13 protein-coding genes are annotated in these 26,018 nt (G+C 74.0%); 10 read left to right on the forward strand and 3 right to left on the reverse strand.

Annotated elements, in window-relative coordinates; genetic code table 11:
• Window positions 1–490: 490 nt before the first annotated feature.
• Complete coding sequence (locus AC27IY_RS07205) at window positions 491–3,322, forward strand: ATP-binding protein (protein WP_371248504.1); 2,832 nt, start codon at window positions 491–493, stop codon at window positions 3,320–3,322.
• Here the strand turns inward: AC27IY_RS07205 and AC27IY_RS07210 are convergent, their stop codons facing one another.
• Both AC27IY_RS07210 and AC27IY_RS07215 read right to left on the reverse strand, forming a co-directional pair.
• Window positions 3,323–3,643: a P-loop NTPase family protein gene (locus AC27IY_RS07210; protein ID WP_344206824.1), complete on the reverse strand. Its 321-nt coding sequence runs from the start codon at window positions 3,641–3,643 to the stop codon at window positions 3,323–3,325.
• 30 nt (window positions 3,644–3,673) lie between these two features.
• Window positions 3,674–4,312, reverse strand: a complete 639-nt coding sequence (locus AC27IY_RS07215) for a TetR/AcrR family transcriptional regulator (protein ID WP_344206825.1) — start codon at window positions 4,310–4,312, stop codon at window positions 3,674–3,676.
• 61 nt (window positions 4,313–4,373) lie between these two features.
• On the opposite strand from AC27IY_RS07215, the gene AC27IY_RS07220 reads away from it, so the two are divergent.
• From AC27IY_RS07220 to AC27IY_RS07250, 7 genes are all read left to right on the forward strand, one after another.
• Window positions 4,374–5,924 carry an MFS transporter gene (locus AC27IY_RS07220; RefSeq protein WP_487177478.1) on the forward strand — a complete coding sequence of 517 codons (1,551 nt, stop codon included), beginning with the start codon at window positions 4,374–4,376 and terminating at the stop codon, window positions 5,922–5,924.
• Window positions 5,925–6,074: 150 nt separating this feature from the next.
• Window positions 6,075–7,283, forward strand: a complete 1,209-nt coding sequence (locus tag AC27IY_RS07225; RefSeq protein WP_487177479.1) for a cytochrome P450 family protein — start codon at window positions 6,075–6,077, stop codon at window positions 7,281–7,283.
• A complete protein-coding gene (locus AC27IY_RS07230; protein WP_344206828.1) occupies window positions 7,283–8,536 on the forward strand; it encodes an activator-dependent family glycosyltransferase in 1,254 nt (417 codons plus the stop codon). The genes AC27IY_RS07225 and AC27IY_RS07230 overlap by 1 nt, the downstream gene beginning before the upstream one ends.
• Window positions 8,529–9,482 (forward strand): proline iminopeptidase-family hydrolase, encoded by a 954-nt coding sequence (locus tag AC27IY_RS07235; RefSeq protein ID WP_364464124.1) that lies wholly within the window; start codon window positions 8,529–8,531, stop codon window positions 9,480–9,482. Before AC27IY_RS07230 ends, AC27IY_RS07235 begins: the two co-directional genes overlap by 8 nt.
• Window position 9,483: 1 nt before the next feature.
• Window positions 9,484–9,981 (forward strand): cobalamin B12-binding domain-containing protein, encoded by a 498-nt coding sequence (locus AC27IY_RS07240; protein WP_487177480.1) that lies wholly within the window; start codon window positions 9,484–9,486, stop codon window positions 9,979–9,981.
• Between the two features lie 7 nt (window positions 9,982–9,988).
• A complete protein-coding gene (locus AC27IY_RS07245) occupies window positions 9,989–11,281 on the forward strand; it encodes a methylaspartate mutase (RefSeq protein WP_487177481.1) in 1,293 nt (430 codons plus the stop codon).
• An 84-nt stretch (window positions 11,282–11,365) separates the two neighbouring features.
• Window positions 11,366–12,325: an ACP S-malonyltransferase gene (locus tag AC27IY_RS07250; RefSeq protein WP_423475026.1), complete on the forward strand. Its 960-nt coding sequence runs from the start codon at window positions 11,366–11,368 to the stop codon at window positions 12,323–12,325.
• Window positions 12,326–12,335: 10 nt separating this feature from the next.
• On the opposite strand, the gene AC27IY_RS07255 is transcribed toward AC27IY_RS07250, so the two are convergent.
• The gene (locus tag AC27IY_RS07255) at window positions 12,336–12,581 is read right to left on the reverse strand and encodes an acyl carrier protein (RefSeq protein WP_344206833.1); all 246 of its coding nucleotides are present in this window, start codon (window positions 12,579–12,581) and stop codon (window positions 12,336–12,338) included.
• A 42-nt stretch (window positions 12,582–12,623) separates the two neighbouring features.
• Here AC27IY_RS07255 and AC27IY_RS07260 point away from each other — a divergent pair, with 42 nt between their 5' ends.
• Together AC27IY_RS07260 and AC27IY_RS07265 are read left to right on the forward strand one after the other, a co-directional pair.
• Complete coding sequence (locus AC27IY_RS07260; protein ID WP_344206834.1) at window positions 12,624–14,177, forward strand: AMP-binding protein; 1,554 nt, start codon at window positions 12,624–12,626, stop codon at window positions 14,175–14,177.
• 116 nt (window positions 14,178–14,293) lie between these two features.
• Window positions 14,294–26,002 carry an SDR family NAD(P)-dependent oxidoreductase gene (locus tag AC27IY_RS07265; protein ID WP_487177482.1) on the forward strand — a complete coding sequence of 3,903 codons (11,709 nt, stop codon included), beginning with the start codon at window positions 14,294–14,296 and terminating at the stop codon, window positions 26,000–26,002.
• Window positions 26,003–26,018: the final 16 nt, after the last annotated feature.

Consider the following 26,018-nt stretch of genomic DNA (forward strand, 5'->3'; position numbering starts at 1 on the left):
GGGAGGACGATCCTCGGGGGTGACGGGGGACTCGTGACTACGTATAGTGACATCGCCAATTGCCGGTGAACCGGATGCTCCGGCAAATATCGCGTTCTATGCCCTTCTTCCAGCATGTGGTGGAAGAAGAGGATTGCGGGGGCACGCACGTGCGGGAGAGAGACGGGCGCGCCGACGACAGGACCGTGGCGTCGGCGGCATGCCTCGTAGCCGAGACGAAGCTCATGGCGGCAGTGCTCAAGCCGCCGCAAGGGCGGGAGGCCCGCCCCGGCCGTCAAGCACCGTCCGCGACGGTCAGGCCACGCACCAGAATCATGCATCCCGACGTCGAAATCCGGACGGCCGAATATTCACCTGTCCTCCGCGTGTCACCCTGCCCCGCAATCCCTTCTCTCGGGCCGAGAAGGCCGAGGGAACGCTGAAATTCGGTTGAAAAAGAAAGTAACTCATCGAGAACGACGACTAGGGTGGCTGGCTGGAGGCATGGGCCATGCAGCTCATCGAACGTGCAGAGGCACTGGCAAACTTCCGTGACCTTATGGAGAAGGCGGTGGGCGGGACCGGGGGAGTCATGGTGATGACCGGTTTCGGCGCCATGGGTAAGAGTGCGTTACTGCAGGCCTGCGCCAATGAGGCCGGTGCGGCCGGGTTCCTTCTGATGAAAAGTGCCGGGTCGCGTGCGGAACGAATGTTTCCTTTGGGGACCCTGGGACAGCTGTTCCGTTCTGCCGAGTTACCCCCGGAGCTGGCCGACGAGGTGGAGCAGACGCTCGCTCCGGAGCCGATCAACGGGATCTCCGGGGTGCCCGACCCGGTGATGCTCGGCAAGAACCTCACGAACGTCGCGGCGCGGCTGTGCGGGGTCCTCGTGGAGCTCACCAAACGACAGCCGATCCTGCTGTCCGTCGACGACGTGCACAACGCGGACGGCCCGAGCCTGCAGGCCCTGCTCTACATCCAGCGGCGCATGGCGAACGCGCCGCTGCTGCTGGCCGTGACCTCGCTGGCGCAGCGCCGGGCGGTGGACTCCCTGTTCAGCGCCGAGCTCACCGGGCGGCCCAACTGCGTGCAGACGCGGGTCGCCGGATTGTCGCCGGCGGGGGTGGAGGAGCTGCTCCGCGACACGGTGGGCGCCGAGCCCGCGGTCCGGCTGGCCCCGGAGTACCACCGGCTGAGCGGCGGGAACCCCCTCCTCCTGCACGCCATGGTCCAGGACTACTGGGACGTGGCGCAGGGCGGCTGGTCGCCGGAGGGCTCCCAGCCGGGCGTCGGCCGCCATCTCCACCAGGCGGTCCTGTCCTGCCTGCACCGATGGGACCCGCGGATCCTGGACGCGGCCCGCGGCGTCGCCCTGCTCGGGCGCTCGGCCAGCACCGGCTCGGTGGCGCAGCTGCTCGGCGTGAAGCCCGCCTACGTGCTCCCCGCCCTGGAGGCCCTCGACGGGGCGGGGCTGCTGCGGGGCTGCCAGTTCCGGCACCCGACGATGCGCAAGGCCGTACTCCGGGATCTGAGCCCGGACCGGCAGTCCGTCATGTACATGCGGGCGGCGCGGATCATGTACCAGCTCGGCGCCGAGCCGGGGGACATCGCCGACCACCTGCTGGCCTCCAGCCCGGCCGCGCCGGCCGAGGCGGAGCCGTGGATGGTGGCGGTGCTGCGCGAGGCCGCCCAGGTGGCGCTCGTGCAGGACGACCAGGACCGGGCGATCAGCTGCCTGGAGCTGGCCAGGCTCATCAGCGACGACGAAGGCGCGAAGGCGGCGATGCTGACCGAGCTGGCCCAGGCGAACTGGGCCCATCGGCCCGCCGGGGCGCTGCGCTTCCTCGCCCCGCTGGAGGACGCGTACGGGCGCGGCCAGCTCGCCACCGCCGACGCCCGCGCCCTCAGCCGCTATCTGCTGTGGCACGGGTGGACCCGCCGGGCGGCCGTCGTCTACGACTGGACTGCGTCCCCGTGCGACACCCCGTCCAGGGAGCACTCCCGGCTCTGCTTCACCCGGGAGTGGGTACGGCTGATCTTCCCGACCATGTTCGTCGAGGGCGAGACCGACGGGCCGGCGGGCGAGGCCGGCCCGGCCGGCCGCGAGTTCTCGCTGAGCAACCTGCTGCTGGGCAAGGCCGAGGAGGACATCGTCGGCGCCGCCCAGGAGCTGCTGGAGAGCTGCAACCTGACCGAGGCGGAGCCGGAGGCCGTCTTCGTCGCGCTGCTCGCCCTCAGCCACACGGGCCGTTACCAGGAGGCGGTGCGGTGGTGCGAGTCGCTCGGCACGGAGGGGGCGGCGCGCGGGCTTCCCCGGTGGACGGCCGCCCTCGCCGCGATCCGGTCGTGGCTGGCGGTCCAGCACGGCGAGCTGGGCGAGGCCCGGCGGTACGCGCGGCAGGCCCTGGGCGCGATGTCGCGCACGAGCTGGGGGGTGGTCCTCGGGTTGCCGCTGATGGTGCTGCTGCGGGCCGCCGTCGCCATGGGTGACCTGGACGAGGCGGGGGAGATCATCAAGCGAGGGGTTCCCGCCGACATGGCGCGGACCACGCTGTGGCCGCTCTTCCTGCAGGCCAGAGGCGACTACTACCTCGCCACGAACCGCCCGCGGGCGGCGTTGAGCGACTTCCACGAGTGCGGTGAGCTGCTGCGCGAATGGGACCTCGACATCCCCGCGCTCGCGGACTGGCGGTGCGCGATCGCCCGTACGTACCTGCAGATCGGCGCGGTCGAGGAGGCGCGGCAGAAGATCACGGAGCAGTTGTCCATACCCGGCGGCACGCACCCCCGGGTGCACGGCCGGGCGTTGCGGCTGCTGGCGTCGGTCACCGAGCTGCGGCAGCGGCCGGCGAGGCTGCAGGAGGCCATGACCCTGCTGCAACGCTCGGGCGACCTGCTGGAGCTCGGCTGGGCGTACGCGGATCTGAGCTACGCCTACCAGGAGCTCGGCGACATCACCCGGGCGCGGCTGATGGCCAGGCGGGCCAAGCAGATCGCCAAGGCGTGCGAGGCCGGCCCGCTGTCCGCGCGGCTGCAGCCGCGCGAGGAGGACGGCGGCGGGGACCTGGGCGAGTCGGCGGCGCTCAGCGACGCCGAGCGCCGCGTCGCCGCGCTGGCCGCGTTCGGCTACACCAACAGGGAGATCAGTGAGCGCCTGTTCATCACGGTCAGCACGGTCGAGCAGCACCTCACCCGGGTCTACCGCAAGCTCAACGTGAAGCGGCGCGCCGACCTGCCGACCGAGCTGTCCCTGGGCACGGGGCTGGGCGAGACGGACGTGTCCCGCATGACGGGCCGCGGCACGGGTCAGCCGAGGCGGGCGGTCGGCGGAATGGAGCGCTGATCACACGCTCATCCAGGACTTCGAGGAGTGGCCGGCGTCGCTCAGCAGCGTGTCGAACGCCAGCGGCTGCGGCTCCGGCAGAAGGGTGACCAGCAGGCTGATCTTCCTGATCATGTCCGGTGAGTATTCGCGCACCGGGGTGATCTCTGCCTCGGCCAGGTCCCAGGGGCCGAGGAGCTCTTCCGCGCGCTGCGCGGCCAGCACCGGGTCCAGCCCGTACCAGAGGATGACCGAGGTCAGCAGGTCGCGGCCGGTCCAGTGGTCCGGGATATCGGTGTTGTCGACGAGGGTGGATGGCGCAGTGACCGACGAAAGGAGCATTTGGAACACAGGAGTCCCCCAAATATCAACTCAACTGTTGTTCGCCATGGATGCGGTGCCGATTGCCTCGTGTACGGGGTGCGGATCGCTCCCGCGCCGATGGATCGGGGGCTGGCGGAGCAGCACCCGCAGCCCGTCGGTCAGGTCGGTCACGGACACCAGTCCGGGATTGATCAGCCATTGCGCCATCAGCCCTTGGAGCAGGGTGAGGTAGAGCCGGCCCACCGCGCGTGCGGACTCCTCGTCGAGCGATTCGTCCGCGCCGAGCAGCTTGGCCAGTCCTTCGGGGGCGGCGGCTGACGCGAGCGCGATGCCCAGCCTCTCCCGCAGGTCCGGCGCGTGCTCGGCGATGGTGAGCGCCTCGAAGTTGGCGGCCAGCAGCGGGCGGTTGTGCTGGAAGCTGTCGACGATCTGCTGCCAGGTCCTCTCGAATCCCGTCAGCGGGTCGGCCGCGTCGTTGTGGACGGTGATCTGCCACAGGTCGGTCCAGTCCTGGACCATCTCGATGAGGGCTTCGCGAAGGAGTGCCTCCTTGGAGCCGAAGTGGTAGCCGATGGAGGCGAGGTTGGCCCCTGAGGCGGCGCTGATGTGCCGGGCGGTGGTGTGTGCGTAACCCCGCTCCACGATGCATCGCTTCGCGCCCTCAAGGAGCTGCTCTCGATGTCCCATGATGTCGATCATAGCACGGTTTATTCATACGTCCGTTCTGTACGCTTGTATGATTCTGGGCATGACGCAGATGAATCCCCCCATCGCGGGCCGTCGCGAATGGCTCGGTCTCGTCGTACTCACCCTTCCCGTGATCTTGCTGTCCAACTCGATCACCATCTTGTTCCTCGCGGTTCCCTGGATCACCGAAGGGCTCAGGCCCGGTGCGTCCGAACTGCTGTGGATCATGGACATCTACACGTTCGTGCTGGCCGGGCTGCTGATACCGATGGGCGCGCTGGGCGACAGGATCGGCCGGCGGCGGGTGCTGCTGGGCGGCGCGGTGCTCTTCGGCATCGGCTCGGCCGCCGCGGCGTACGCCTCCTCGCCCGAGCTGCTGATCGCCGCGCGGGCGCTGCTGGGCGTCGGCGCCGCCACCCTCATGCCGTCCACGCTGGCGCTCATCCGGACGCTGTTCCAGGACCCCGCGCAACGCAAGATGGCGGTGGGCATCTGGACCGCCGGCTCGTCGGGAGGCGTGGTGCTGGGGCCGCCGCTGGGCGGCTTCCTGCTGGAGTACTTCTGGTGGGGCTCCGTCTTCCTGCTCAACGTGCCGTTCATGCTGCTGCTGCTGGTCGCCGGGCCGATGCTGCTGCCGGAGTCCAAGGACCCCAGCAAGAAGGGCCGCTTCGACCTGCTCGGCGTGGTGCTGTCGCTGGCCGCGATGCTGCCGCTGATCTACGGGCTGAAGCAGCTGGCCCTGGAGGGGCCGTCGGTCCCGTCGATCGTCACGCTCCTCGCGGGCATCGCCTTCGGCGTGGCGCTGATGTACCAGCAGCGCCGGCGGACCGACCCGATGATCGACATCGACCTCTTCAAGCGGCCGGTCTTCGCGACCGCGGTGGGAGGGTACGCGCTGGTCATGTTCGCCCTCACCGGCGGCACCTTCCTCGCCTCGCCGTACCTGCAGCAGGTGCTGATGCTGAGCCCGCTGCCCGCGGCGCTGTGGCAGATGCCCGCCGGGGTCGGGGTGATCGTCGCCGCGGTGGTCGCCGGCTACCTCGCGCAGCGGGCCAGGCCCGGTCTGATCTTCGCGGCCGGCCCCCTGCTCATGGCCGTCGGCCTGCTGGTCATGTCGCAGGTCCAGGTGGACTCCGGGCTGGCGGTGCTGGTGCCGGGGATGATCCTGGTGGGCGCGGGCACCGGGATCGTGGCCACGGTGGCGGTGGACATCGTGCTCGGCAGCGTGCCGCAGGAACGGTCGGCGCGGGCCTCGGCGCTCTCGGAGACCAGTCTGGAGCTGGGGACCGCGATGGGCATCGCGCTCATGGGGCTGATCAGCACCGTCGTCTACAGCCGTACGCTGCTGGACACGATGCCGCAGGGGGTGCCGGAGACGGAGAGCGCGGCGGCGTCCGAAACCCTGTCGGCGGCGCTCGCGGTCGCCGCCGACCTGCCCGGGCAGGTCGGCGCCCAGCTCGCCGACGCGGCCCGCTCCGCGTTCACCCTCGGCATGCAGGTGCCGCTCTACCTGACCGCGGCGCTCATGCTGGCGCTCGCCGCCGTCGCGCTGTTCGCGCTGCGCCGCGCCGACATCAAGCACGCGGACGAGGAGCCGTCCGAAGCGCACTGAGGCGCAGGTACGCGGGCTGCTCCGCCGGACGCCCCGGCCCCATACGTGGTTCGCCGGGCCGGGGCGAGGTCCATTAGGGGTTGATCTAGGGGGAATGTCCGCCTCTACCGTGGCGATCGTCCATACGATCGCCGGCTAGGTGGAGGCACCATGCCCGAAGGCGCCAACCCGGCAGCCGACTACGACTTGGGACTGCGCCTGCTCAACGCCCGCGCCATGCAGCGGGTCCTGGGCAGCATGGGCGACCCTTACGCCCTGGTCCTGCGCGGCGCCGACGATCCCTACCCGCTCTACGCGGCGATCCGCGAGCGCGGCCCGATCCACCGCAGCACGACAGGCAGCTGGGTGACCGCGGACCCCGGGGTGATCGCCGAGGTCCTGGCGGACCCGCGGTGGCGGATGTCCGGCCCGGACGGCTCGCCGGCTCCCGAGCAGCCGCTGCCCTTCTACGGGTACGGCACGCCCGGCGCCGAGGCCGACGAGCACACGCGGCTGCGCCCCCACTGGCAGCCCCTGGTCGACCCGGAGGCGCTGGCCGCCCACCGCAAGACCGTCGAGCGGGAGTGCCTGGCCCGCCTCGACCGGATCGCCGGCGGCGATCTCGTGGCCGACCTCATGGCCGGCTACGCCTGGCCGGTGGCGACCGCCGCCACCGGTGCGCTGCTCGGGGTTCCCGCCGAGGCGCTGCCGCGGTACGCGGAGCTCTGCGCGGACGCGGAGGCGCTGCAGGACTCCTTGCTCGCCGCCCAGCCGCTGGCCCTGGTCCGCCGGATCGAGGACGCCGTGGCCGGGCTCGACGAGCTGTTCGGCGCGGCAGGGGCGGAAGGTTCCGACCGGGCCGTGCGGGTGCTGCTGTCCGTCGCCGCCGTCCCGGCCACCGCGCACCTGGTGGGCAACGCGGTCCACGCGCTGCTGGCCGAGCCCGGAGGATGGGCGGCACTGAGCCGCGATCCCGACCTGGCTGAGGCGGCCGTCGCGGAGACGCTGCGCTACGACCCGCCGGTGCAGGCGGAGATCCGGGTGGCCGCCGCCCCGGTCGAACTGGCCGGGACGGAACTCCCGGCGGGCGGTCACCTGGTGATGATCACCGCGGCCGCCGGCCGGGACGAGACCCGGCACCCGGAGCCCGGCCGCTTCCGCCTCGACCGGCGGGCCGAGCCGGAGCCGCTCACCTTCGCCGGCGGGCTCCACCACCTCCCGGTCGCCCCGGCGGCGCGTACGCAGGCCGAGGTGGCGCTGCGGATTCTCGCCGAGGCGCGGCCGAACCTGCGGCCGTCCGGCCCGCCGGTGTACCGGCGGCGCGCTCCCGTGGTGCGCGGCCCCGTCGAGCTGCCCGTGCTCGGGCTTGGAGAGTCCTGATGCGTGTCCTGCTGACCTCGTTCGCCCTCGCCTCGCACTACAACTGCCTGGTGCCGCTCGGCTGGGCGCTGGCCGCCGCCGGACACGAGGTCCGGGTGGCCAGCCAGCCCTCGCTGACCGACGCGATCACCGCCTCCGGGCTGACCGCGGTCCCGGTCGGCACCGATCCTGAGCTGGAGGAGGTGCGGGAGCGGCCGGCCGCGGCGATGGGCCCGCCCCAGGTGCACGAGGACCGCGACGAGCCGGTCACCTGGGAGCAGGCTCTGGACTTCGACCTGGTGATCGCGCCGCTGCTGCTGGCCGCCACCAACAACACCGAGATGGTGGACGAGCTGGTCGCCTTCGCCCGGAGCTGGCAGCCCGACCTGGTGATCTGGGAGCCGTTCACACTGGCCGGCGCGATCGCGGCCGAGGCGTGCGGGGCGGTGCACGTCCGGGCGCTGTGGGGCCTCGACGTGCTGGGCAGCGCCCGCCGTGCCCTCCTGGACCTGCGGGCCCGGCAGCCGAAGGCGCACTGGGAGGACCCGGTGGCCGAGTGGCTGACGCTGACCCTGGCGCGCTTCTCCCGCCCGTACACCGAGGAGGTGACCACCGGGCGGCTCACGATCGACACCACGATGCCGGCCAGCCTGCGGCTGCCGGTCGGGGTGCCGGTGGTGGGCATGCGGACGCTGCCGTACAACGGCCGCTCGGTGATGCCGGACTGGCTGGCCGAGCCGCCCACCCGCCCGCGCATCTGCTTCACGCTGGGCGGGACCGGCGGCGACTTCCTGCACGACTGGGCGCTCGGCCCGGCCGAGCTGGTGAGCGCGGTGGCCGAGCTGGACGTCGAGGTGGTGGCCACGCTCGACGCCGGGCAGCGCGCCCGCCTGGGCGAGGTGCCGGACAACGTACGCATCGTCGACTTCGTACCGATGAACCTGCTGATGCCGACCTGCGCGGCCGTGGTGCACCACGGAGGGGCCGGCACGTTCAGCGCCGCGCTGCTCAACGGGGTGCCCCAGCTGATGGTCGCGAACACCTGGGACACCCCGGTGAAGGCCAAGCGGCTGGCCGACCAGGGCGCCGGCATCTACATCCCGCCGCCGAAGCTCGACGCCGACGGCTTCAGGGACGCGGTGGCGTCGCTGGTGCACGACCCCGGCCCGAGGGCCGCCGCCGACCGGCTGCGTAAGGAGATGCTCGCGGAGCCCACCCCGGCGGAGCTCGTACCCCGGCTGGAGCGCCTGGTCGCGGAGCACCGCGGTGCCTGAGCCGAGCCGGCGGCCGACCGCGAAGGGCACCGTGCCGTTCGGGGAGTACCGCACCTGGTACCGGGTGAGCGGCGACCTGTCCGGCGGGCGCCCACCCCTGGTGGTGCTGCACGGCGGGCCCGGCAGCACGCACGACTACCTGGTGCCGCTGTGCGACCTGAGCGACGCCGGCCACCCGGTGATCCTCTACGACCAGCTCGGCAACGGCGGCTCCACCCACCTGCCGGACAAGGGCGCGGACTTCTGGACCGTGCAGCTGTTCCTCGACGAGCTGGACAACCTGCTCACGCGGCTCGGCGTGGCCGACGACTACCTGCTCTACGGCCACTCCTGGGGCGGCATGCTCGGCGCCACGCACGCCGCGGCCCGCCCGCCCGGCCTGCGCGGGCTGGTCATCGCGAACTCGCCGGCCTCCATGACCACCTGGCGCGCGGAGATGGTACGGCTGCGCGCCACGCTCCCGCCCGAGGTGCAGGAGACGCTGGCCCGGCACGAGGCCGCGGGCACCACCGGCACCCGCGCCTACTTCGACGCCATGCGCGTCTTCTTCGACCGGTACGTGTGCCTGGTGAACCCGTGGCCGCGGGAGTATCAGGCGTCCTTCATGGAGATGCACAACAACCCCACCGTCTACTACACGATGAACGGGCCGACCGAGTTCCACGTCGTCGGCACGCTGCGCGACTGGTCGGTCGAGAAGCTGCTGCCGTCCATCGAGGTGCCGACCCTGATCATCTCCGGGCGGCACGACGAGGCGACCCCCGAGACCGTCCGCCCGTTCGACGACCTCATCCCGGACTCCCGCTGGGAGATCCTCGAGAACTCCAGCCACCTCCCGCACCTGGAGGAACCCGACCGGTTGCGTGAAGTGCTGCTGGCCTACCTCGCCACTGTTGACGGGACCCAACCCGGGACCCGCGCAAGCGACGCCGCGACAGGGAGTTGACATGCCCCGCGTTTTACCCGACCTGAACCCGAGCCCCCGTACGGGCCGCCCACGCGCCCTGGTGAGCGGAGTGGCCTCCGACTCGCACACCTGGAACCTGGTCTTCCTGCAGCTGGTCTGCGAGGAGGAAGGCCTGGACGTGGTGAACCTGGGCCCGTGCGTCCCGGACGAGCTGCTGGTCACCGAGTGCGTGGACCAGCGCCCCGACCTCGTCGTGCTCAGCACCGTCAACGGGCACGGCTACCGGGAGGGCCTGCGGGTCCTTCCCAAGCTGCGGGCCCGGCCGGAGCTGGCCGACGTCCCGATCGTGATGGGCGGCCGCCTCGGGGTGACCGGGCGGCGGGAGGACGACCTCGCCGACGAGCTCACCGCGGCCGGCTGTGACCGGGTCTTCGACCGCGGCGGCCCCGAGGACATCGAGGAGTTCAGGACGCTGGCCGCCGCGGTGGCCTGGAAGGCGGACGACGCCGCGGCGCGGACGCCCGTCCAGTTCGGCTGAGTCCACGGTGGCCGCGGAATTCGGCGGTTTCGTGATCGACACCGCCGCGAGCGGCGAACTGGTGGTGCAGCCCCGGATGGGGTTCGGCGACGTGGCGACCATGCGCGCCGGGCTGCTCGCCACCAAGCGCGCCCGCGCGGCCACCGCCGGCACGATCACCGTGGACAGCTACACCCGGGTGGGCGACCTCGACTCGGCGGCCGCGGCGCTGGCCTCCGGCGCCGCGCTCAACGGCTACCCCCTGGTCAGCCAGGGCGTCGCGGTCAACCGGGAGCTGCTGAGCGGGGTGCGGGACGCCACCTTCCCCGTGCAGGTGCGGCACGGCTCCGCCAACCCCGTCAAGATCTTCGAGGCGCTGCTGGACGCCGGCCTGGACGCCACCGAGGGCGGCCCGGTCTCCTACTGCCTGCCGTACAGCCGGATCCCGCTGAGCCAGGCGGTCGACCACTGGGCCCGCGGCTGCGAGCTGCTGGCCACCCGGGGGCAGGCGGCAGGGAGGGAGCCGCACCTGGAGACCTTCGGCGGCTGCGTGCTGGGCCAGCTCTGCCCTCCCGGTCAGCTCGTCGCGCTCAGCATCCTGGAGGGGATCTTCTTCCAGGCGCACGGCCTGCGTGACATCTCGCTGAGCTACGCCCAGCAGACCAGCCCGGAGCAGGACGTCGAGGCGGTGCTCGCGCTGCGCGCGCTGGCCGAGGAGTTCCTGCCCGGCGTGCGCTGGCACGTGGTCGTCTACGCGTACATGGGGGTCTACCCCGAGACCCCGCGCGGCGCCGCGTCGCTGCTGACCGCGGCCGCCGAGCTGGCCGTGCGCACCGGGGCGGAGCGGCTCATCGTCAAGACCGAGGCGGAGTCCCGGCGCATCCCCACGATCGAGGAGAACGTGGCCGCGCTGGAGCTGGCCGGCACGGCCGCGCGCGCCGCGCGGCCGGTGACGCCGCCGCCGAGCCGTACCGACTCGCAGGTGTACGCCGAGGCGCGGCGGCTCGTCGAGGCCACGCTGGAGCTGCACCAGGACGTGGGCAGGGCGCTGCTGCGCGCGTTCAAGCGGGGTTACCTGGACATCCCCTACTGCGTGCACCCCGACAACAGGGGTGCGGCGCGCAGCCACATCGACGACGACGGCGCGCTGCGCTGGGCGGACGTCGGGGCGCTGCCGCTCGACGGGCTGGTGGCGCGGCGCCGCTCCCGCCCCGTCGGCTCGGCCGAGCTGCTGGACGCGCTCCACTACATCCAGCGCAGGCACGACGGCCAGGCGTACGCGGATGGTGGGGGCGGGCCGGATCACGATGAGGGGTACTAGGGGTGGGGCCGGCCGGTCGGCCGCGGTTAGCGTGCCCTGGTGGACAACGCATCGAGTCACGAGATCGCGATGGTTTTTCCAGGAATGGGACCGACCGGGTTCGCCGACATCGAGCGGTTCGCCACCGAGGTCCCGGTGGCGTGGCGGCTGTTCGCCGAGGCCGACGAAGCGCTCGGCTACCAGGTGCTGGACCGGTTCCGCCAGACGGAGGGCGACTACTCCGAGTACGCCCAGGTGGCCTTCCTGGTCACCTGCCTGGCCCTGGCCGAGTGGGCGGAGCAGGAGGCGCTGCCCGCCCGCCCCGGACTGTGCACCGGCCCGAGCTTCGGGGGCAAGGCGGCCGCCGCCTACGTGGGCTCGCTGAGCTTCGCCGACGCGGTGTGGATGACCGCCCGGCTGGCCCGGTGCGTGGCGGACTACTTCAGCCGGGAGCACCGGAGCCTCGTCACCCACTCGTTCGTCCGGGTGAAACCCGAGGTGGCGGAGGAGCTGCTCGGCGAGCTGACCGCGCGCGACCGCGTCGCTGACGTGGCCTGCCGCGTGGACAGGGACTTCTTCATGGTCACGCTGTCGGCGGACGACCTGCCGGGCCTGGAGAAGGGGATCCGCGCCGCCGGCGGCCTGTCGCTCTACACGATGCGGCCGCCGATGCACAGCCCGGCCTTCGCCGGACTGCGGCGACGAGCGGAGAAGGAGGTCCTGGACGAGCTGGAGTTCGCCGAGCCGCGGCTGCCGGTGATCTCCGACCACGACGGGTCGCTGCTGACCACCGCGGAGCAGGTGCGGAACCTGCTCCTGGACGGCTTCGTCCGCCAGATGCACTGGCCGGGAACGGTCGAGGCGCTGCGCGCCAGGGGAGTGCGGACGGTCTGCGTGGCCGGGCCCGACGCCCTGTTCAGCCGGGTGCCGGCCACCGCGCGGAACTTCGAGGTGGTGCCGGTCGGTCCGAAGCGGCCGCTGCTCGTCGCCGCGGCCCGCGGTGCCGAGCCCCGCTCGTCGCGCGGCGCTGAGTCCGGTGCGGAGCGTGGCTCGGCGGCGGGGTGACCCGGCGGCCTCAGGAGCCTGAACGGGCCGCGCTGAGCGCCGCCCACAAAGCCCCGGGGGTGGTGAAGGTGTCCAGGACGAGTGCCTCCTCGTCGAACTGTACGGCGTAGTCGGCTTCCAGCGTGCTCAACAGTTCCACCGCGCCCATGGAATCCAATCCGAATTCCCGGAGGTTGGTGTCCGCGGTGAGTTCGTCGCCGGAAGACAGCAAGGGGAGGCGGTGCCGCAGCAGCGCCTCAAACTGTTTGTCCCACATGGCCTGCATTATGCCTCAATAACTCGCGCTGAGGAAAAGAAAATGGGCGAAGAAATTCACCGGAACCTCCACGGGCGATTTCTGGGCGGCCTCGCCGCCGCGCCGCGCGGAGCGGCGCTGCGGCTCGGCGAGCGCGCGGTCACCTTCGAGGAGCTGCACGAGCTCGCCCTCGTCTGGGCCGGGTCGCTGCTCCACGGCGGCGTCACGGGCCGCGTAGGGGTGCTCGCGGAGAAGGGGACCACCTCCTACGCAGGGGTGCTCGCGGCGCTGTACGCCGGGGCGACGGTGGTGCCGCTGCACGTCGACTTCCCGCCCGACCGGACGGCGCGGATGATGGCGGCGGCCGGCGTCACCGCGCTGATCGCCGACGGCCGTGGCGCCGCCCTGCTGCCCGAGCTGCGGGAACGCGGCTATTACGGGGCCGCGCTGCTGCCCGAGGGCGGCGGCGAAGGGGGGATCCCGGTGTCGGCCGCGTACGCGCCGGCCGAACCGGTCGCGGTGCCGCCCGACGCCCCCGCCTACATCCTGTTCACCTCCGGCTCGACCGGCCGGCCCAAGGGCGTCGTGCTCACCCACGGCAACCTGCACCACTACTTCGGCGTGCTGGACGGACGCTACGACTTCAGCCCCGACGACGCCTTCTCGCAGACCTTCGACCTGACCTTCGACTGCGCGATCTTCGACCTGTTCTGCGCCTGGGGCGCGGGCGCCCCCGCGGTGCCGGTGCCCCCGCGCGGCCACGCCGACCTGCCCGCCTTCCTGGAGCGTCACCGGGTGACCGTGTGGTTCTCCACGCCCAGCGGCATCAGCCTGGCCCGCCGGCTCGGCTCCCTGCGCCCGGACACCCTGCCCGGCCTGCGGTGGAGCTTCTTCGCCGGAGAGGCGCTGCGCTGCCAGGACGTCGAGGACTGGACCCGGGCGGCGCCGTACGCGACGGTCGAGAACCTGTACGGGCCGACCGAGCTGACCGTCACGATCACGGGCCACCGCTGGTCGCCGGAGGGCTCCCCGAAGCTCGCGGTCAACGGCGTCGTGCCGATCGGCGCCGTGCACCCCGGACACCAGGTCCTGCTCGTCACCGAGGACGGCCGGCCGACCGAGGACGAAGAAGGGGAGCTGTGCGTCACCGGACCGCAGCTCACCCCCGGCTACCTCGACCCGGAGGACGGCGCGGGCCGCTTCCTGGAGCACGAGGGGCACACCTGGTACCGCACCGGCGACCGGGTGCGGCGGCTCCCCGGGGACGAGCTGTGCTACCTCGGCCGCCGGGACGCCCAGGTGCAGGTGCAGGGCTGGCGGGTGGAGCTCGCGGAGATCGAGCACGCGCTGCTGGCCGCCGGCGACGGGGTGGCCGAGGCGGCCGCGGTGGGGGTGGACGGCGCGGCCGGCACGGAGCTGGTGGTGTTCTACACCGGCGAGCCGCGCCCGCCGGTCGAGCTGGCCAACCGGCTGCGCCGCACGCTGCCGCACGGCATGGTGCCCAAGCGCTATCACCACCTCGACGAACTCCCGCTGAACGCCAACCGCAAGGTGGACAGAAAGGCGCTCACCGAGCGCGCAGGCGAACTGCTACACGCCGACAACAATTGGTCTTAGGGGGCGGCTAGGGGTTAGTCGGACTCCCAACACTTACGTAGTTTGGTGGCGCAACCGAAAGGGTGAGAACCATCAAGCCCGGTGAGCTCAACGCTCCTGATAATCCTAGGTTGGTAATGGACAACGAAGAGAAACTTGTCAATTACCTGAAAAGGGCGACGGCGGATCTGCGGGAGTCCAGGCGGCGGTTGCAGGCCGCCGAGGACCGCCTGCGGGAGCTGGGCGCAGGCCCGGACGGCGGCGTGCCGATCGCGATCGTCGGCATGGCCTGCCGCTACCCGGGCGGGGTGACCGCGCCCGAGGACCTGTGGCGGTTGCTCACCGACGAGGTGGACGCGGTCACGCCCATGCCCGCAGACGACCGCGGCTGGGACGTCGACGCGATCTACGACCCGGAGCGCGGCAAACCGGGCAAGACCTACACCCGCGAGGGCGGCTTCCTCCGCGACGTGGCCGACTTCGAGCCGGAGTTCTTCGGCATCGGCCCCAACGAGGCCACCGCCATGGACCCGCAGCAGCGGCTCCTGCTGGAGACCACCTGGGAGGCGGTGGAGCGCGCCGGGATCGACCCGACGGCGCTGCGCGGCAGCCGTACCGGGGTGTTCGTCGGCGTCATGTACGGCGACTACGGCTCGCGCAGCGACCGGATACCCCGCGGCGTGCAGGGATTCATCGCGCACGGCAGCCACCACAGCGTGGCGTCCGGGCGGATCTCCTACCTGTACGGCTTCGAGGGGCCCGCGGTCACCGTGGACACCGCGTGCTCGTCGTCGCTGGTGGCGCTGCACCTGGCGGCGCAGGCGCTGCGCGGCGGCGAGTGCGAGCTGGCGCTGGCCGGCGGCGCCACCGTGCTGTCCACCACCGAGCTGTTCGTCGACTCCGCCCGGCAGGGCGTGCTCTCCCCGGACGGCCGCTGCAAGTCGTTCGCCGACGCCGCCGACGGGGTCGGCTGGGGCGAAGGCGTCGGCCTGCTGCTGCTGGAACGGCTCTCCGACGCGCGGCGGCACGGGCACCCCGTACTGGCCGTGATCCGCGGCTCCGCCGTGAACCAGGACGGCGCCAGCAGCGGCCTGACCGCGCCGAACGGCCCCTCCCAGGAGCGGGTCATCGGCGCCGCGCTGTCCGCGGCGGGCCTGACGCCCGCGGACGTGGACGTCGTGGAAGGGCACGGATCGGGGACCGGGCTGGGCGACCCCATCGAGGCCCAGGCGTTGCTGGCGACCTACGGGCAGGGCCGCGACCGGCCGCTGCTGCTGGGGTCGGTGAAGTCGAACATCGGCCACGCCCAGGCGGCGTCCGGCGCCGCCGGCGTCATCAAGATGGTGCTCGCGATGCGGCACGGCACGCTCCCCAAGACGCTGCACGTGGACGCGCCGAGCCAGGAAGTGGACTGGTCCGCCGGCGCCGTGGAGCTGCTGACCGAGGCCCGGCCGTGGACCCGCGACGGCCGTCCGCGCCGCGCCGGGGTCTCCGCGTTCGGGGTCAGCGGCACCAACGCCCACGTCATCCTCGAAGAGGCGCCGGAGGAGGCCGCCCCGGCGGAGCCCGTTGACCGCACGCCTGCCGTGCTGCCGGTGGTCGTGTCGGCCAAGTCCGAGGCGGCGCTCCGCGCGCAGGCCGACCGGCTGGCCGCTTTCCTCGCCGAGCCCGGTGCCGGCGCCGACGCCGACCTGGCGGACGTGGCGGCGGCGCTGACCCGGCGGGCGGCGCTGACGCATCGCGCCGCGCTGGCGGCCGACGACCGGGACGCTCTGCTCGCCGCGCTGCGCGGCCTGGCCGCGGGCGAGCCGCCGTCCGGCGTGACCGTCGAGACGGCTCGGACCGGGCGGCTGGGCCTGGTGTTCTCCGGACAGGGCGCGCAACGGCTCGGCATGGGCCGCGGCCTGTACGCGCGCTTCGGCGTGTTCGCGCGGGCCTTCGACGAGGCGGCCGAGCTCCTGACGGCCGAGCTGGGCACGTTCTCCGGCGGGTCGCCCGGGCTCGGGCTGCGTGAGGTGCTGGCGCCCGCGTCCCAGGACGAGGAGACGGCCGCCGCCCTGAACCAGACGGTGTTCGCGCAGGCGGGGCTGTTCGCGTTCGAGACGGCGTTGTACCGGTTGCTGGAGTCGTTCGGGATCCGGCCGGATTTCGTGGCCGGGCATTCGCTGGGTGAGATCAGCGCCGCGCACGTGGCCGGGGTGCTGGATCTGGCGGACGCGTGCCGGTTGGTGGCCGCTCGTGGCCGGTTGATGCAGGCGTTGCCGGCCGGCGGCGCGATGGCGGCGATCGGCTGTGGCGAGGACGAGATCGTCCCGGTGCTGCACGGCGACATCTCGGTGGCGGCGGTGAACGCGCCCGGCGCGGTGGTGGTCTCGGGCGCGGCCGATCAGGTCGCCGAGGTCGTGGAGTGGGCGCGGGAGCGCGGATACCGGACGCGGCCGTTGCGGGTGTCGCACGCGTTCCACTCGCCGTTGATGGAGCCGATGCTGGCCGAGTTCGAGCAGGTCGTGGCGGGGTTGACGCTGCGGCGGCCGGAGCTGGCGCTGGTGTCGAACGTCTCGGGTGAGCTGGCCGGTGACGAAGTCACCGAGCCCGGCTACTGGGTGGAGCACGTGCGGCGGCCGGTGCGGTTCGCCGACGGCGTCCAGGTCATGCGGCAGCGCGGGGTCACCCACTTCCTGGAGGTCGGCCCCGACGCGCAGCTCGCCCCCATGGTCGAGGAGATCCTCGCCGACGGCGGCCGAACGGCCCCGGTGGTGCCGCTGCTGCGCCGCGACCGCGACGAGGTCACCCACTTCGGTGCCGCGCTCGGCGCGGCCTGGGCCGGTGGCGTGGGCGTGGACTGGGCTCCCTGGTTCGCCGACCGGGAGACCCCGCCCCGGCCCGTCACCCTGCCCACGTACGCGTTCCAGCGGCGCCGGTTCTGGCTGGAGGCGCACCGGTCGGGGGACGTGTCGGCGGTCGGTCAGTCGCCTGTCGAGCACCCGCTGCTCGCCGCCGCGGTGACCCACCCGGACGGCGCCGTCACCCTCACCGGGCAGCTGTCCCCGCGTACCCAGCGCTGGCTGGCCGACCACACGATGAACGGCACCGTGATCTTCCCCGGGACCGGCTTCGTGGAGCTGGCGATCCGCGCCGGCGACGAGGTGGACTGCGGCCGGCTGGACGACCTCGTCCTGGAGACCCCGCTGGTCGTCCCCACCGACACCGGGGACGGCGTGGCCGTACAGGTCGCCGTAGGGGCCCCGGACGATGAGGGCCGCCGCACCGTGGAGATCCACTCGACGGCCGGCGAAGGCTGGGTCCGGCACGCCCAGGGCACGCTGGCCCCCGCCACGGCCGACGGGACCGGCCTCACCGCGTGGCCGCCCCCGGACGCGCGGCCCGTGGACATCGACGGGCTCGACGACCGGCTGGCCGAGCGCGGCTACGAGTACGGCCCGGCGTTCCGCGCGCTGCGCGCCGCCTGGCGACGCGGCGACGAGTTCTACGCCGAGGTGGCGCTGCCGGAGGGGGTGGAGTCCGCCGGATACGGCGCGCACCCCGCGCTGCTGGACGCCGCGCTGCGGGTGGGCCTGCTGCCCGAGATGGACGCGGAGACGCCCGAGGGGCGGCCGGTGGTCCCGTTCGCCTGGCGCGGGGTCGAGCTGCACGCCACCGGCGCCGCCGCGGCCCGGGTACGGCTGCGCCCCGACGACGGCGCCGGCGCGGGAGCCGTACGGCTGGACCTGGCCGACGCGACGGGCAGCCCGCTGGCCACGGTGACCTCGCTCGAATCCCGCCCGCTCGCCGCCGACCTCCCGGCCGGCGTCGGGACGGCGACGCGCCCGCTCTACGAGGTGGAGTGGCGGCCGCTGGCCGCGCCCGACGCTACGCCCGCGCGGGACGCCGTCGCGGCGGCCGAGGTGCACGTGGCCGCCTGCGACGACACCGTGGCGGCCACGCCCGAGCGGGTACGCCACGCCGTGGCGGCCACGCTGGAGCGCGTACGCAGCTGGTTGGCCGCCGAGCCCTCCGCCGAGGACACCCTGGTGATCGCGACCAGGGGCGCGGTCGCCCTCGACGGCGCGGCGCCGGACGTGGCGCAGGCGGCGGTGTGGGGGCTGGCCAGGGCCGCCAGGGAAGAGAGCCAGGGACGGATCGTCCTGGTCGACCTGGACCCCGAGCTGGACCCGGACCGCGCCGCGATCGACGAGGCCGCCGCGGCCGCGCTGCATGCCGGAGAGCCCGAGGCGGCGGTTCGCGCCGGCCGGTTCTGGGCTCCCCGGCTGACCCGCCTCGACGCCGGGACCGGCGGCGCGGCCTGGCCCGCCGAGGGCACCACGCTGATCACCGGTGGGACCGGCGGACTGGGCGCCCTGCTGGCCCGGCACCTGGTCACCGAGCACGGGGTGCGGCACCTGGTGCTGACCAGCCGCCGCGGCCTCGACGCGCCCGGCGCGGCCGAGCTGCGCGAGGAGCTGACCGGGCTGGGCGCCGAGGTGAGGGTGGCCGCCTGCGACGTGGCCGACCGCGCCGCGCTCGCCGCGCTCCTGGACGAGGTTCCCTCGCTCGCCGCCGTGGTGCACGCGGCCGGAGTGCTGGCCGACGGCACCATCCCCGCGCTCGACGACGAGCGGCTGACGCGGGTGCTGCGGCCCAAGGTGGACGCCGCCTGGCACCTCCACGAGCTGACCCGCGACCACGACCTGCGGGCGTTCGTGCTGTTCTCCTCGACGACCGGGCTGATGGACTCCGCCGGGCAGGGCAACTACGCGGCGGCCAACGCCGCGCTGGACGCGCTCGCCGTACGGCGGGCCGCCGACGGGCTCCCGGCGATCTCGATGATCTGGGGGGCGTGGGAGACGGAACACGGCATGGCCGGCCGGTTGGACGGCCGTCAGACCGCCCGTCTGGCCGCCTCCGGGATGCGACCGCTCACCGCCGCGGAGGGGCTGGCCCTGTTCGACGCGGCGCTGACCGCGGGGCACCCCGCACCCGTGGCCTGCCGGCTGGACCTCGCCGCGCTGCGCGGCCGGGACACCGAGCCGCCCGCGCTGCTGCGCGCGCTCGCCGGCCGCCGGCCGGCCCGTGCCGCGGCGGCCGCGCCCGGCTCGCTCGCCGACCGGCTGGACCGGATGTCCCCGGCGGAGCGGCGCGAGCTGCTGCTGGGCGTGGTCCGCGCCGAGGCCGCCGGCGTGCTGGGGTACGACACGGCCGAGTCGGTGCCGGTGGACCGGGCCTTCCAGGAGCTGGGCTTCGACTCGCTGTCCGGGGTGGAGCTGCGCAACAGGCTGGGCCGGCGGGTCGGCGTGGCGCTGTCGGCGACGCTGGTCTTCGACCACCCGACGGTGACCGCCCTGGCGGCCTTCCTGGCCGACCGGTCCGGGGAGAAGCCGGAACCGGCGCCGGTGGCGGCACCCGCCGTCACTGCCGATCCCATCGCGATCGTGGGGCTCGCCTGCCGGTACCCCGGTGGCGTGGAGTCCCCGGAAGACCTCTGGCGGCTGCTGACCGAGGGCGGGGACGCCGTGGGCGAGTTCCCCGCCGACCGCGGCTGGGACCTCGGCTCGCTGTTCCACCCGGACCCCGCGCACGAGGGGACCTCGTACGCGAGGGAGGCCGCCTTCCTGTACGGCGCCGCCGACTTCGACCCGGACTTCTTCGGGATCAGCCCGCGTGAGGCGGCGGAGATGGACCCGCAGGAACGGCAGTTCCTTGAGGTGTCCTGGACCGCGCTGGAGCGGGCCGGGATCGACCCGACGTCGCTGCGGGAGACCAGCGCCGGGGTGTTCGCCGGCGTGATGTACCACGACTACGTGCCGGCCGGCGCCGGCGGCGCGACGGTCTCCGGGCGGGTCTCCTACACCCTCGGCCTGCGCGGCCCCGCGCTCTCCGTGGACACCGCCTGCTCGTCCTCGCTGGTGGCGCTGCACCTGGCCGCCGACGCGCTGCGGCGCGGCGAGTGCGACCTGGCGCTGGCGGGCGGGGTGACGGTGATGGCCACCCCGGGGGCGTTCGTGGAGTTCTCGCGGCAGCGGGGCCTGGCCGCGAACGGCCGCTGCAAGGCGTACGCCGAGGCGGCTGACGGGGTCGGCTGGGGCGAAGGCGTCGGTGTGCTGGTGGTGGAGCGGTTGTCCGACGCTCGCCGCAACGGGCACCAGGTGCTGGCGGTGCTGGCCGGTAGCGCGGTCAACCAGGACGGTGCCTCCAACGGGCTGACTGCGCCGAACGGTCCTTCTCAGGAGCGGGTGATCGCTCAGGCTTTGGCTTCGGCGGGGATCGGTCCCGCGCAGGTGGACGTGGTCGAAGGACATGGCACCGGCACCGCCCTGGGCGACCCGATCGAGGCCCAGGCGCTGCTGGCCGCCTATGGCCAGGATCGGCAGTCCCCGTTGTGGCTGGGATCGGTGAAGTCGAACCTCGGCCACACCCAGGCAGCGGCCGGTGTGGCCGGCATCATCAAGATGATCCTGGCGATGCGGCACGGCGTGCTGCCCAAGACCCTCCACGTGGACGCGCCGTCGTCGAAGGTGGACTGGTCGGGCGGGGCGGTGGAACTGCTCACCGAACCTCAGCCCTGGCCGCGCGCTGCGGACCGGCCGCGTCGGGCGGGGGTGTCGTCGTTCGGCATCTCCGGCACCAACGCCCACGTGATCCTGGAAGAACCGCCCGCTGAGGAGCCGTCGCCCGCGAGCGTGCCGGACACGCTTCCGCTGCTTCCGGTGCTGCTGTCGGCCAAGAGCGAGGCCGCGCTGCGGACGCAGGCCGACCGGCTGGCCGGTTTCATGGATGAGCACGACGACGCCGAGCTGCTGGACGTGGCCGCCGAGCTGACCCGGAGGGCCGGCCTGCCGCGGCGCGCGGCCGTCCTGGGCGAGTCCCGGGACGCCACGGTGGCGGGGCTGCGCGCGCTGGCCGCCGGCGAGCAGGCCGCGGAGCTCGTCCGCGGTCTCGTGCACGACGGCGCCGACCAGCCGGTGTTCGTCTTCCCCGGGCAGGGCGGTCAGTGGCCCGGCATGGCGGTCGAGCTGCTGGAGTCCTCGCCCGCGTTCGCCGAGGCGCTGGAGCGCTGCGCCGCGGAGGTCGAGGCGCTGGTGGACTGGCGGGTGCGCGAGGCGCTGGGCGACGCCCGGATGCTCGACCGCGTCGACGTGGTCCAGCCGGTGCTCTGGGCCGTCATGGTGGCGCTGGCGGAGACCTGGCGCGCGGCCGGCGTCGAGCCGGCCGCGGTGGTCGGCCACTCCCAGGGAGAGATCGCCGCCGCCTGCGTGGCCGGAGCGCTGTCGCTGGCCGACGGGGCGCGGGTGGTGGTGACGCGCGCCCGCGCGGTCGCCGAACGCCTGTCCGGCCAGAACGGCGGCATGATGTCGGTGGCGCTGCCCGCCGAACGGGTGACCGAGCTGCTCGCCGAGTACGGCGACGCCGTGTCGGTCGCCGTGGTGAACGGGCCCGGCTCGGTGGCGCTGGCCGGCGACGGCGCGGCGCTGGACGCGCTGGAGGCCCGGCTGCGGGCGGAGGGCGTCCGCGTCAAGCGGCTGGCCGTGGACTACGCCTCGCACGGCGCGCAGGTGGAAGTGCTGCGCGAACCGCTGCTGCGCGACCTGGCGGGGCTGCGCCCGCAGACCGCCCGGGTGCCCTTCTACTCGACGGTGGTCGCCGCCGAGCTGGACACCGCCGGGCTCGACGCCGAGTACTGGTACACGAACCTGCGGCAGACCGTACGGTTCGCGGAGACCACCCGGGCGCTGCTGGCCCGCGGCCGCCGGCTGTTCCTGGAGATGAGCCCCCACCCGATGCTCACGCCGGCGATCGAGGAGACCGCCGCCGCGGACGGCGTGGACGTGGCCGCGCTGGGCACGCTGCGCCGCGACGAGGGCGGCCGGTTCACCACGGCGCTGGCCGAGGCGTGGCTGCGCGGAGTGCCGGTGGACTGGCCGAAGGTCCTGCCGGCCGCGCGGCGGCGCGCGGAACTGCCCACCTACCCCTTCCAGCACGACAGGTACTGGAAGCCGGCCACCCCGGCAGGACCGGCCGGGCTGAGCGCCGCCGGCCTGGACTCCGCCGACCACCCGCTGCTCGCCGCGGTGCTGGACGAGCCGGACGGCGACGGGCTGGTCTTCTCCGGCCGGCTGTCCGTCGCGGGCCAGCCGTGGCTCGCCGACCACAAGGTGGCCGACCGGATCGTGGTGCCGGGCGCCGCGCTGGTGGAGATGGCGTTGCACGCCGCCGACCGGGCCGGCTGCGACCTGCTGGAGGAGCTGATCCTGGAACGCCCGCTGGTGCTGCCCGACGACGGCGCGACCAGGGTGCGCGTGGTGGTCGGCGCCGCCGAGAACGGCCACCGGCAGATCTCCGTGTACGCCGCGCCGGCCTCGGCCGACCCGGCCGCCGCGGCGACCACCGCGTGGACCCGGCACGCCACCGGCACCCTCGCGAAGACCGCCGACGCCGAGCCGCCCGTCACACAGCAGCCCGGCTCGGCCTGGCCGCCGGCGGACGCGCGGCAGCTGGACGTCGACGAGCTGTACGAGACCCTGGACGCCGGCGGGTACGGCTACGGGCCGGCGTTCCGCGGCCTGCGCCGTGCCTGGGGACGCGGCGACGAGATCTTCGCCGAGGTCGCGCTGCCCGATGCGGTCGCCACCGAGGCGGACCGGTTCGGGATCCATCCGGCGCTGCTCGACGCCGCGCTGCACACCGCCGGGCTCCTCGACGACGACGCCTCCGGCGCGCCCCGGCTGCCGTTCACCTGGCGCGGCGTACGGCTGCGCACCACAGGCGCCACGGCGGCACGGGTACGGCTGCGCGGCGTCGCCGACCGGCCCGGTTCCGACCCGGGGACGACGGACCGCTTCGCCATCGAGCTGGCCGACTCCGCAGGGGCCCCGATGGCCTCGGTGGACGCCATGGTGGTGCGCGCGGTGACCGACGGGGAGCTGGCGCACGCGGCGGCGGTGAACGTCGCGCTGCCCCGGCTCACCTGGACACCGCTGCCCTCGGCGGTGTCGGCGCCCGAGCCACTCGTCAACGGCGCGGGCTCGGCCAACGGCGCGGGTTCGGCCAACGGCGCGGGCTCGGCCAACGGCGCGGCCGTCCTGCGGGCCGACGGCGCCGTACCCCCGGACCTTGAGGTGTTCGACGTGCCCCGCGACAGCGGCGAGGACCCGGTGGCCGCCGCTCACGCGGCCACCGGGGCCACCCTGGCCGCGCTGCGCGGGTGGCTGTACGGCGACCGGCCGGACGGCGCCCGGCTGGCCGTGGTCGTCCAGCGTGCGGCGGCGGTCCTCCCCGGAGAGGACGCCGACCCGGCGCACGCGGCGGCCGCCGGCCTGGTGCGTGCCGCGCAGGCGGAGCATCCCGACCGGTTCGTCCTGCTCGACACCGACGGGCAGGAGCCGGCGTGGGCGGCGGTACGGGCGGCCATCGACGCGGGCGAGCCGGAGCTGGCGCTGCGCGCCGGCACGGTGCACGCGCCGCGGCTGGCCCGCGACGCCGACGCGCTCGTGCCCCCGGCCGGGCCGTGGCGGCTGGCCACCACCGGCAAGGGCACGCTGTCCAACCTCGCGCTGCTGCCGGCGCCGGAGGCGACCCGCCCGCTGGCGCCCACCGAGGTACGGCTGGCGCCCCGCGTCGCCGGGATCAACTTCCACGACCTGGTCGTCGCCCTCGACATGATCACCGAGGAGGACGACGGCCTGATCGGCGAGGCCGCCGGGGTCGTGCTCGAAGTCGGCTCCGCCGTCACCGACCTGCGGCCGGGCGACCGGGTGACCGGCTTGGTCGACGGCGGCGCCGGCACCGTGGCCATCAGCGACCGGCGGCTGCTCGTCCCGATCCCGGACGACTGGTCGTTCACCACGGCCGCCGTGCTGCCGATCGTCAACCTCACCGCCTACTACGGCCTCGTCGACCTGGCCGGCGTGAGCCCGGGGGACCGGGTGCTGGTCCACGCGGGCGCGGGCGGAGTCGGCCTGGCCGCGATCCAGCTCGCCCAGCACCTGGGCGCGGAGGTCTACGCGACCGCGTCGCCCGCCAAGTGGCCCGTGCTGCGCGCGCTCGGCCTGGACGAGGCCCACCTGGCCTCCTCCAGAGACCTCGGTTTCCGCGAGAAGTTCCTGGCCGTCACCGGCGGCGCGGGGATGGACGTGGTGCTCAACTCGCTGGCCAGGGAGTTCGTCGACGCCTCGCTGGAGCTGCTGCCTCGCGGCGGCCACTTCCTGGAGATGGGCAAGACCGACATCAGGCAGGCGGACGAGGTGGCCGACGCCCATCCGGGGGTCGTCTACCGGGCGTACGACATGGTGGCCCAGTCGCGCACCCAGCACCCGGAGGGCACCCCGGAGCGGGTCCAGGAGATCCTCGCCGAGGTCGTGCGGCTGTACGAGCACGAGGTGCTGCGGCCGTCCCCCGTCACCGTCTGGGACGCCCGGCGCGCCAAGGACGCCTTCCGTCACCTCCAGCAGGCACGCCACGTCGGCAAGCTCGCGCTGACCGTGCCGCGGGAGCTCGACCCGGACGGCACCGTACTGATCACCGGCGGCACCGGCGTCATCGCCGGCCACGTGGCCCGCCACCTGGTGACCCGGTACGGCGCGCGGCACCTCCTGCTGGTCACCCGGCGCGGCATCGACGCGCCCGGAGCCGCCGAGCTCCGCGACGAGCTGGCCGGGCTGGGCGCCTCGGCACGGGTCGAGTCCTGCGACGTGGCCGACCGGGACGCCCTCGCCGCGCTGCTCGCCGGCATCCCGGCGGAGCACCCGCTCACCGGGGTGGTGCACGCGGCCGGCGTGCTCGACGACGCCACGATCGCCTCGCTCACCCCTGACCGGCTCGCCGCGGTGCTGCGCCCCAAGGCCGACAGCGCCTGGCACCTCCACGACCTGACCCGGAGGCACGACGTCGCCCTGTTCGTCATGTTCTCCTCGGCCGCCGGGCTGCTCGGCTCTCCCGGGCAGGGCAACTACGCCGCGGGGAACGCCTTCCTGGACGCCCTCGCCCAGCACCGCCGCCACCTCGGCCTGCCCGGCCACTCGCTGGCCTGGGGGCTGTGGGCGGAACGCAGCGCGATGACCGCCCACGTGGGCACGGGCGACTCGGCGCGGCTGGCCGCGAGCGGGCTGCGCGAGCTCGACACCGAGACCGGACTGCGCCGCTTCGACGCCGCCGTCTCCGGGGACGCCCCCGTGGTGCTCGCCGCGGACGTGGACGCGGACGCGCTGTCCGGCCAGCCGGTGCCGCCGGTGCTGCGTGGCCTGGTGGCCGCGCCGGCCCGGCGACGGGCGGCCGCCGACGCGGCCACGACGGAGGAGTCGCTGGCCGACAGGCTGGCGGGGCTGCTCCCGGCCGAACAGCGCCGCATCCTCCTCGACCTGGTCCGCTCGCACGTGGCCGCGGTGCTCGGGCACGCCGGCGTGGACGCGGTCGCGGCGGATCGGGCCTTCGCCGAGCTGGGCTTCGACTCGCTGACGGCGGTCGAGCTGCGGAACCGGCTGGCCGAGGCGGCAGGGCTGCGCCTCCCGGCGACGCTGGTCTTCGACCACCCCAACCCGGAGGCGCTGGTGACGTTCCTCCTGGAGGAACTCGACCCGGAGCACGCCGACCCGGCGCGCGCCGTGCTCGACGAACTCGAACGGCTGGAGGCCACCATGGCCGAACCGCTCGCCGAGGCCCCGGCCGCGCAGGCCGACGTGGAGGCGGTGGCGGCACGGCTGGAGGCGCTGGCCCGCCGGTGGCGGGAGGCGCACCGCCGTACCGACGGCGACGGAGCTCCGCGCGACCAGGTGCGGGATCTCGCCGCGGCGACCGACGAGGAGCTGTTCGCGATGCTGGACAGCGAGCTGGGCGGCCCGGACGGGACGTCCTGAACACGGGGGAGATGAC

The sequence above is a fragment of the Nonomuraea sp. B208 genome, assembly GCF_057536035.1.

Excerpts from the sequence above, each read along its gene's own strand:
- AC27IY_RS07205 (WP_371248504.1), top strand. The coding sequence starts at position 491 with ATGCAGCTCATCGAACGTGCAGAGGCACTGGCAAACTTCCGTGACCTT.
- AC27IY_RS07210 (WP_344206824.1), bottom strand. The coding sequence starts at position 3,643 with ATGCTCCTTTCGTCGGTCACTGCGCCATCCACCCTCGTCGACAACACC.
- AC27IY_RS07215 (WP_344206825.1), bottom strand. The coding sequence starts at position 4,312 with ATGGGACATCGAGAGCAGCTCCTTGAGGGCGCGAAGCGATGCATCGTG.
- AC27IY_RS07220 (WP_487177478.1), top strand. The coding sequence starts at position 4,374 with ATGACGCAGATGAATCCCCCCATCGCGGGCCGTCGCGAATGGCTCGGT.
- AC27IY_RS07225 (WP_487177479.1), top strand. The coding sequence starts at position 6,075 with ATGCCCGAAGGCGCCAACCCGGCAGCCGACTACGACTTGGGACTGCGC.
- AC27IY_RS07230 (WP_344206828.1), top strand. The coding sequence starts at position 7,283 with ATGCGTGTCCTGCTGACCTCGTTCGCCCTCGCCTCGCACTACAACTGC.
- AC27IY_RS07240 (WP_487177480.1), top strand. The coding sequence starts at position 9,484 with ATGCCCCGCGTTTTACCCGACCTGAACCCGAGCCCCCGTACGGGCCGC.
- AC27IY_RS07250 (WP_423475026.1), top strand. The coding sequence starts at position 11,366 with ATGGGACCGACCGGGTTCGCCGACATCGAGCGGTTCGCCACCGAGGTC.
- AC27IY_RS07255 (WP_344206833.1), bottom strand. The coding sequence starts at position 12,581 with ATGTGGGACAAACAGTTTGAGGCGCTGCTGCGGCACCGCCTCCCCTTG.
- AC27IY_RS07260 (WP_344206834.1), top strand. The coding sequence starts at position 12,624 with ATGGGCGAAGAAATTCACCGGAACCTCCACGGGCGATTTCTGGGCGGC.
- AC27IY_RS07265 (WP_487177482.1), top strand. The coding sequence starts at position 14,294 with ATGGACAACGAAGAGAAACTTGTCAATTACCTGAAAAGGGCGACGGCG.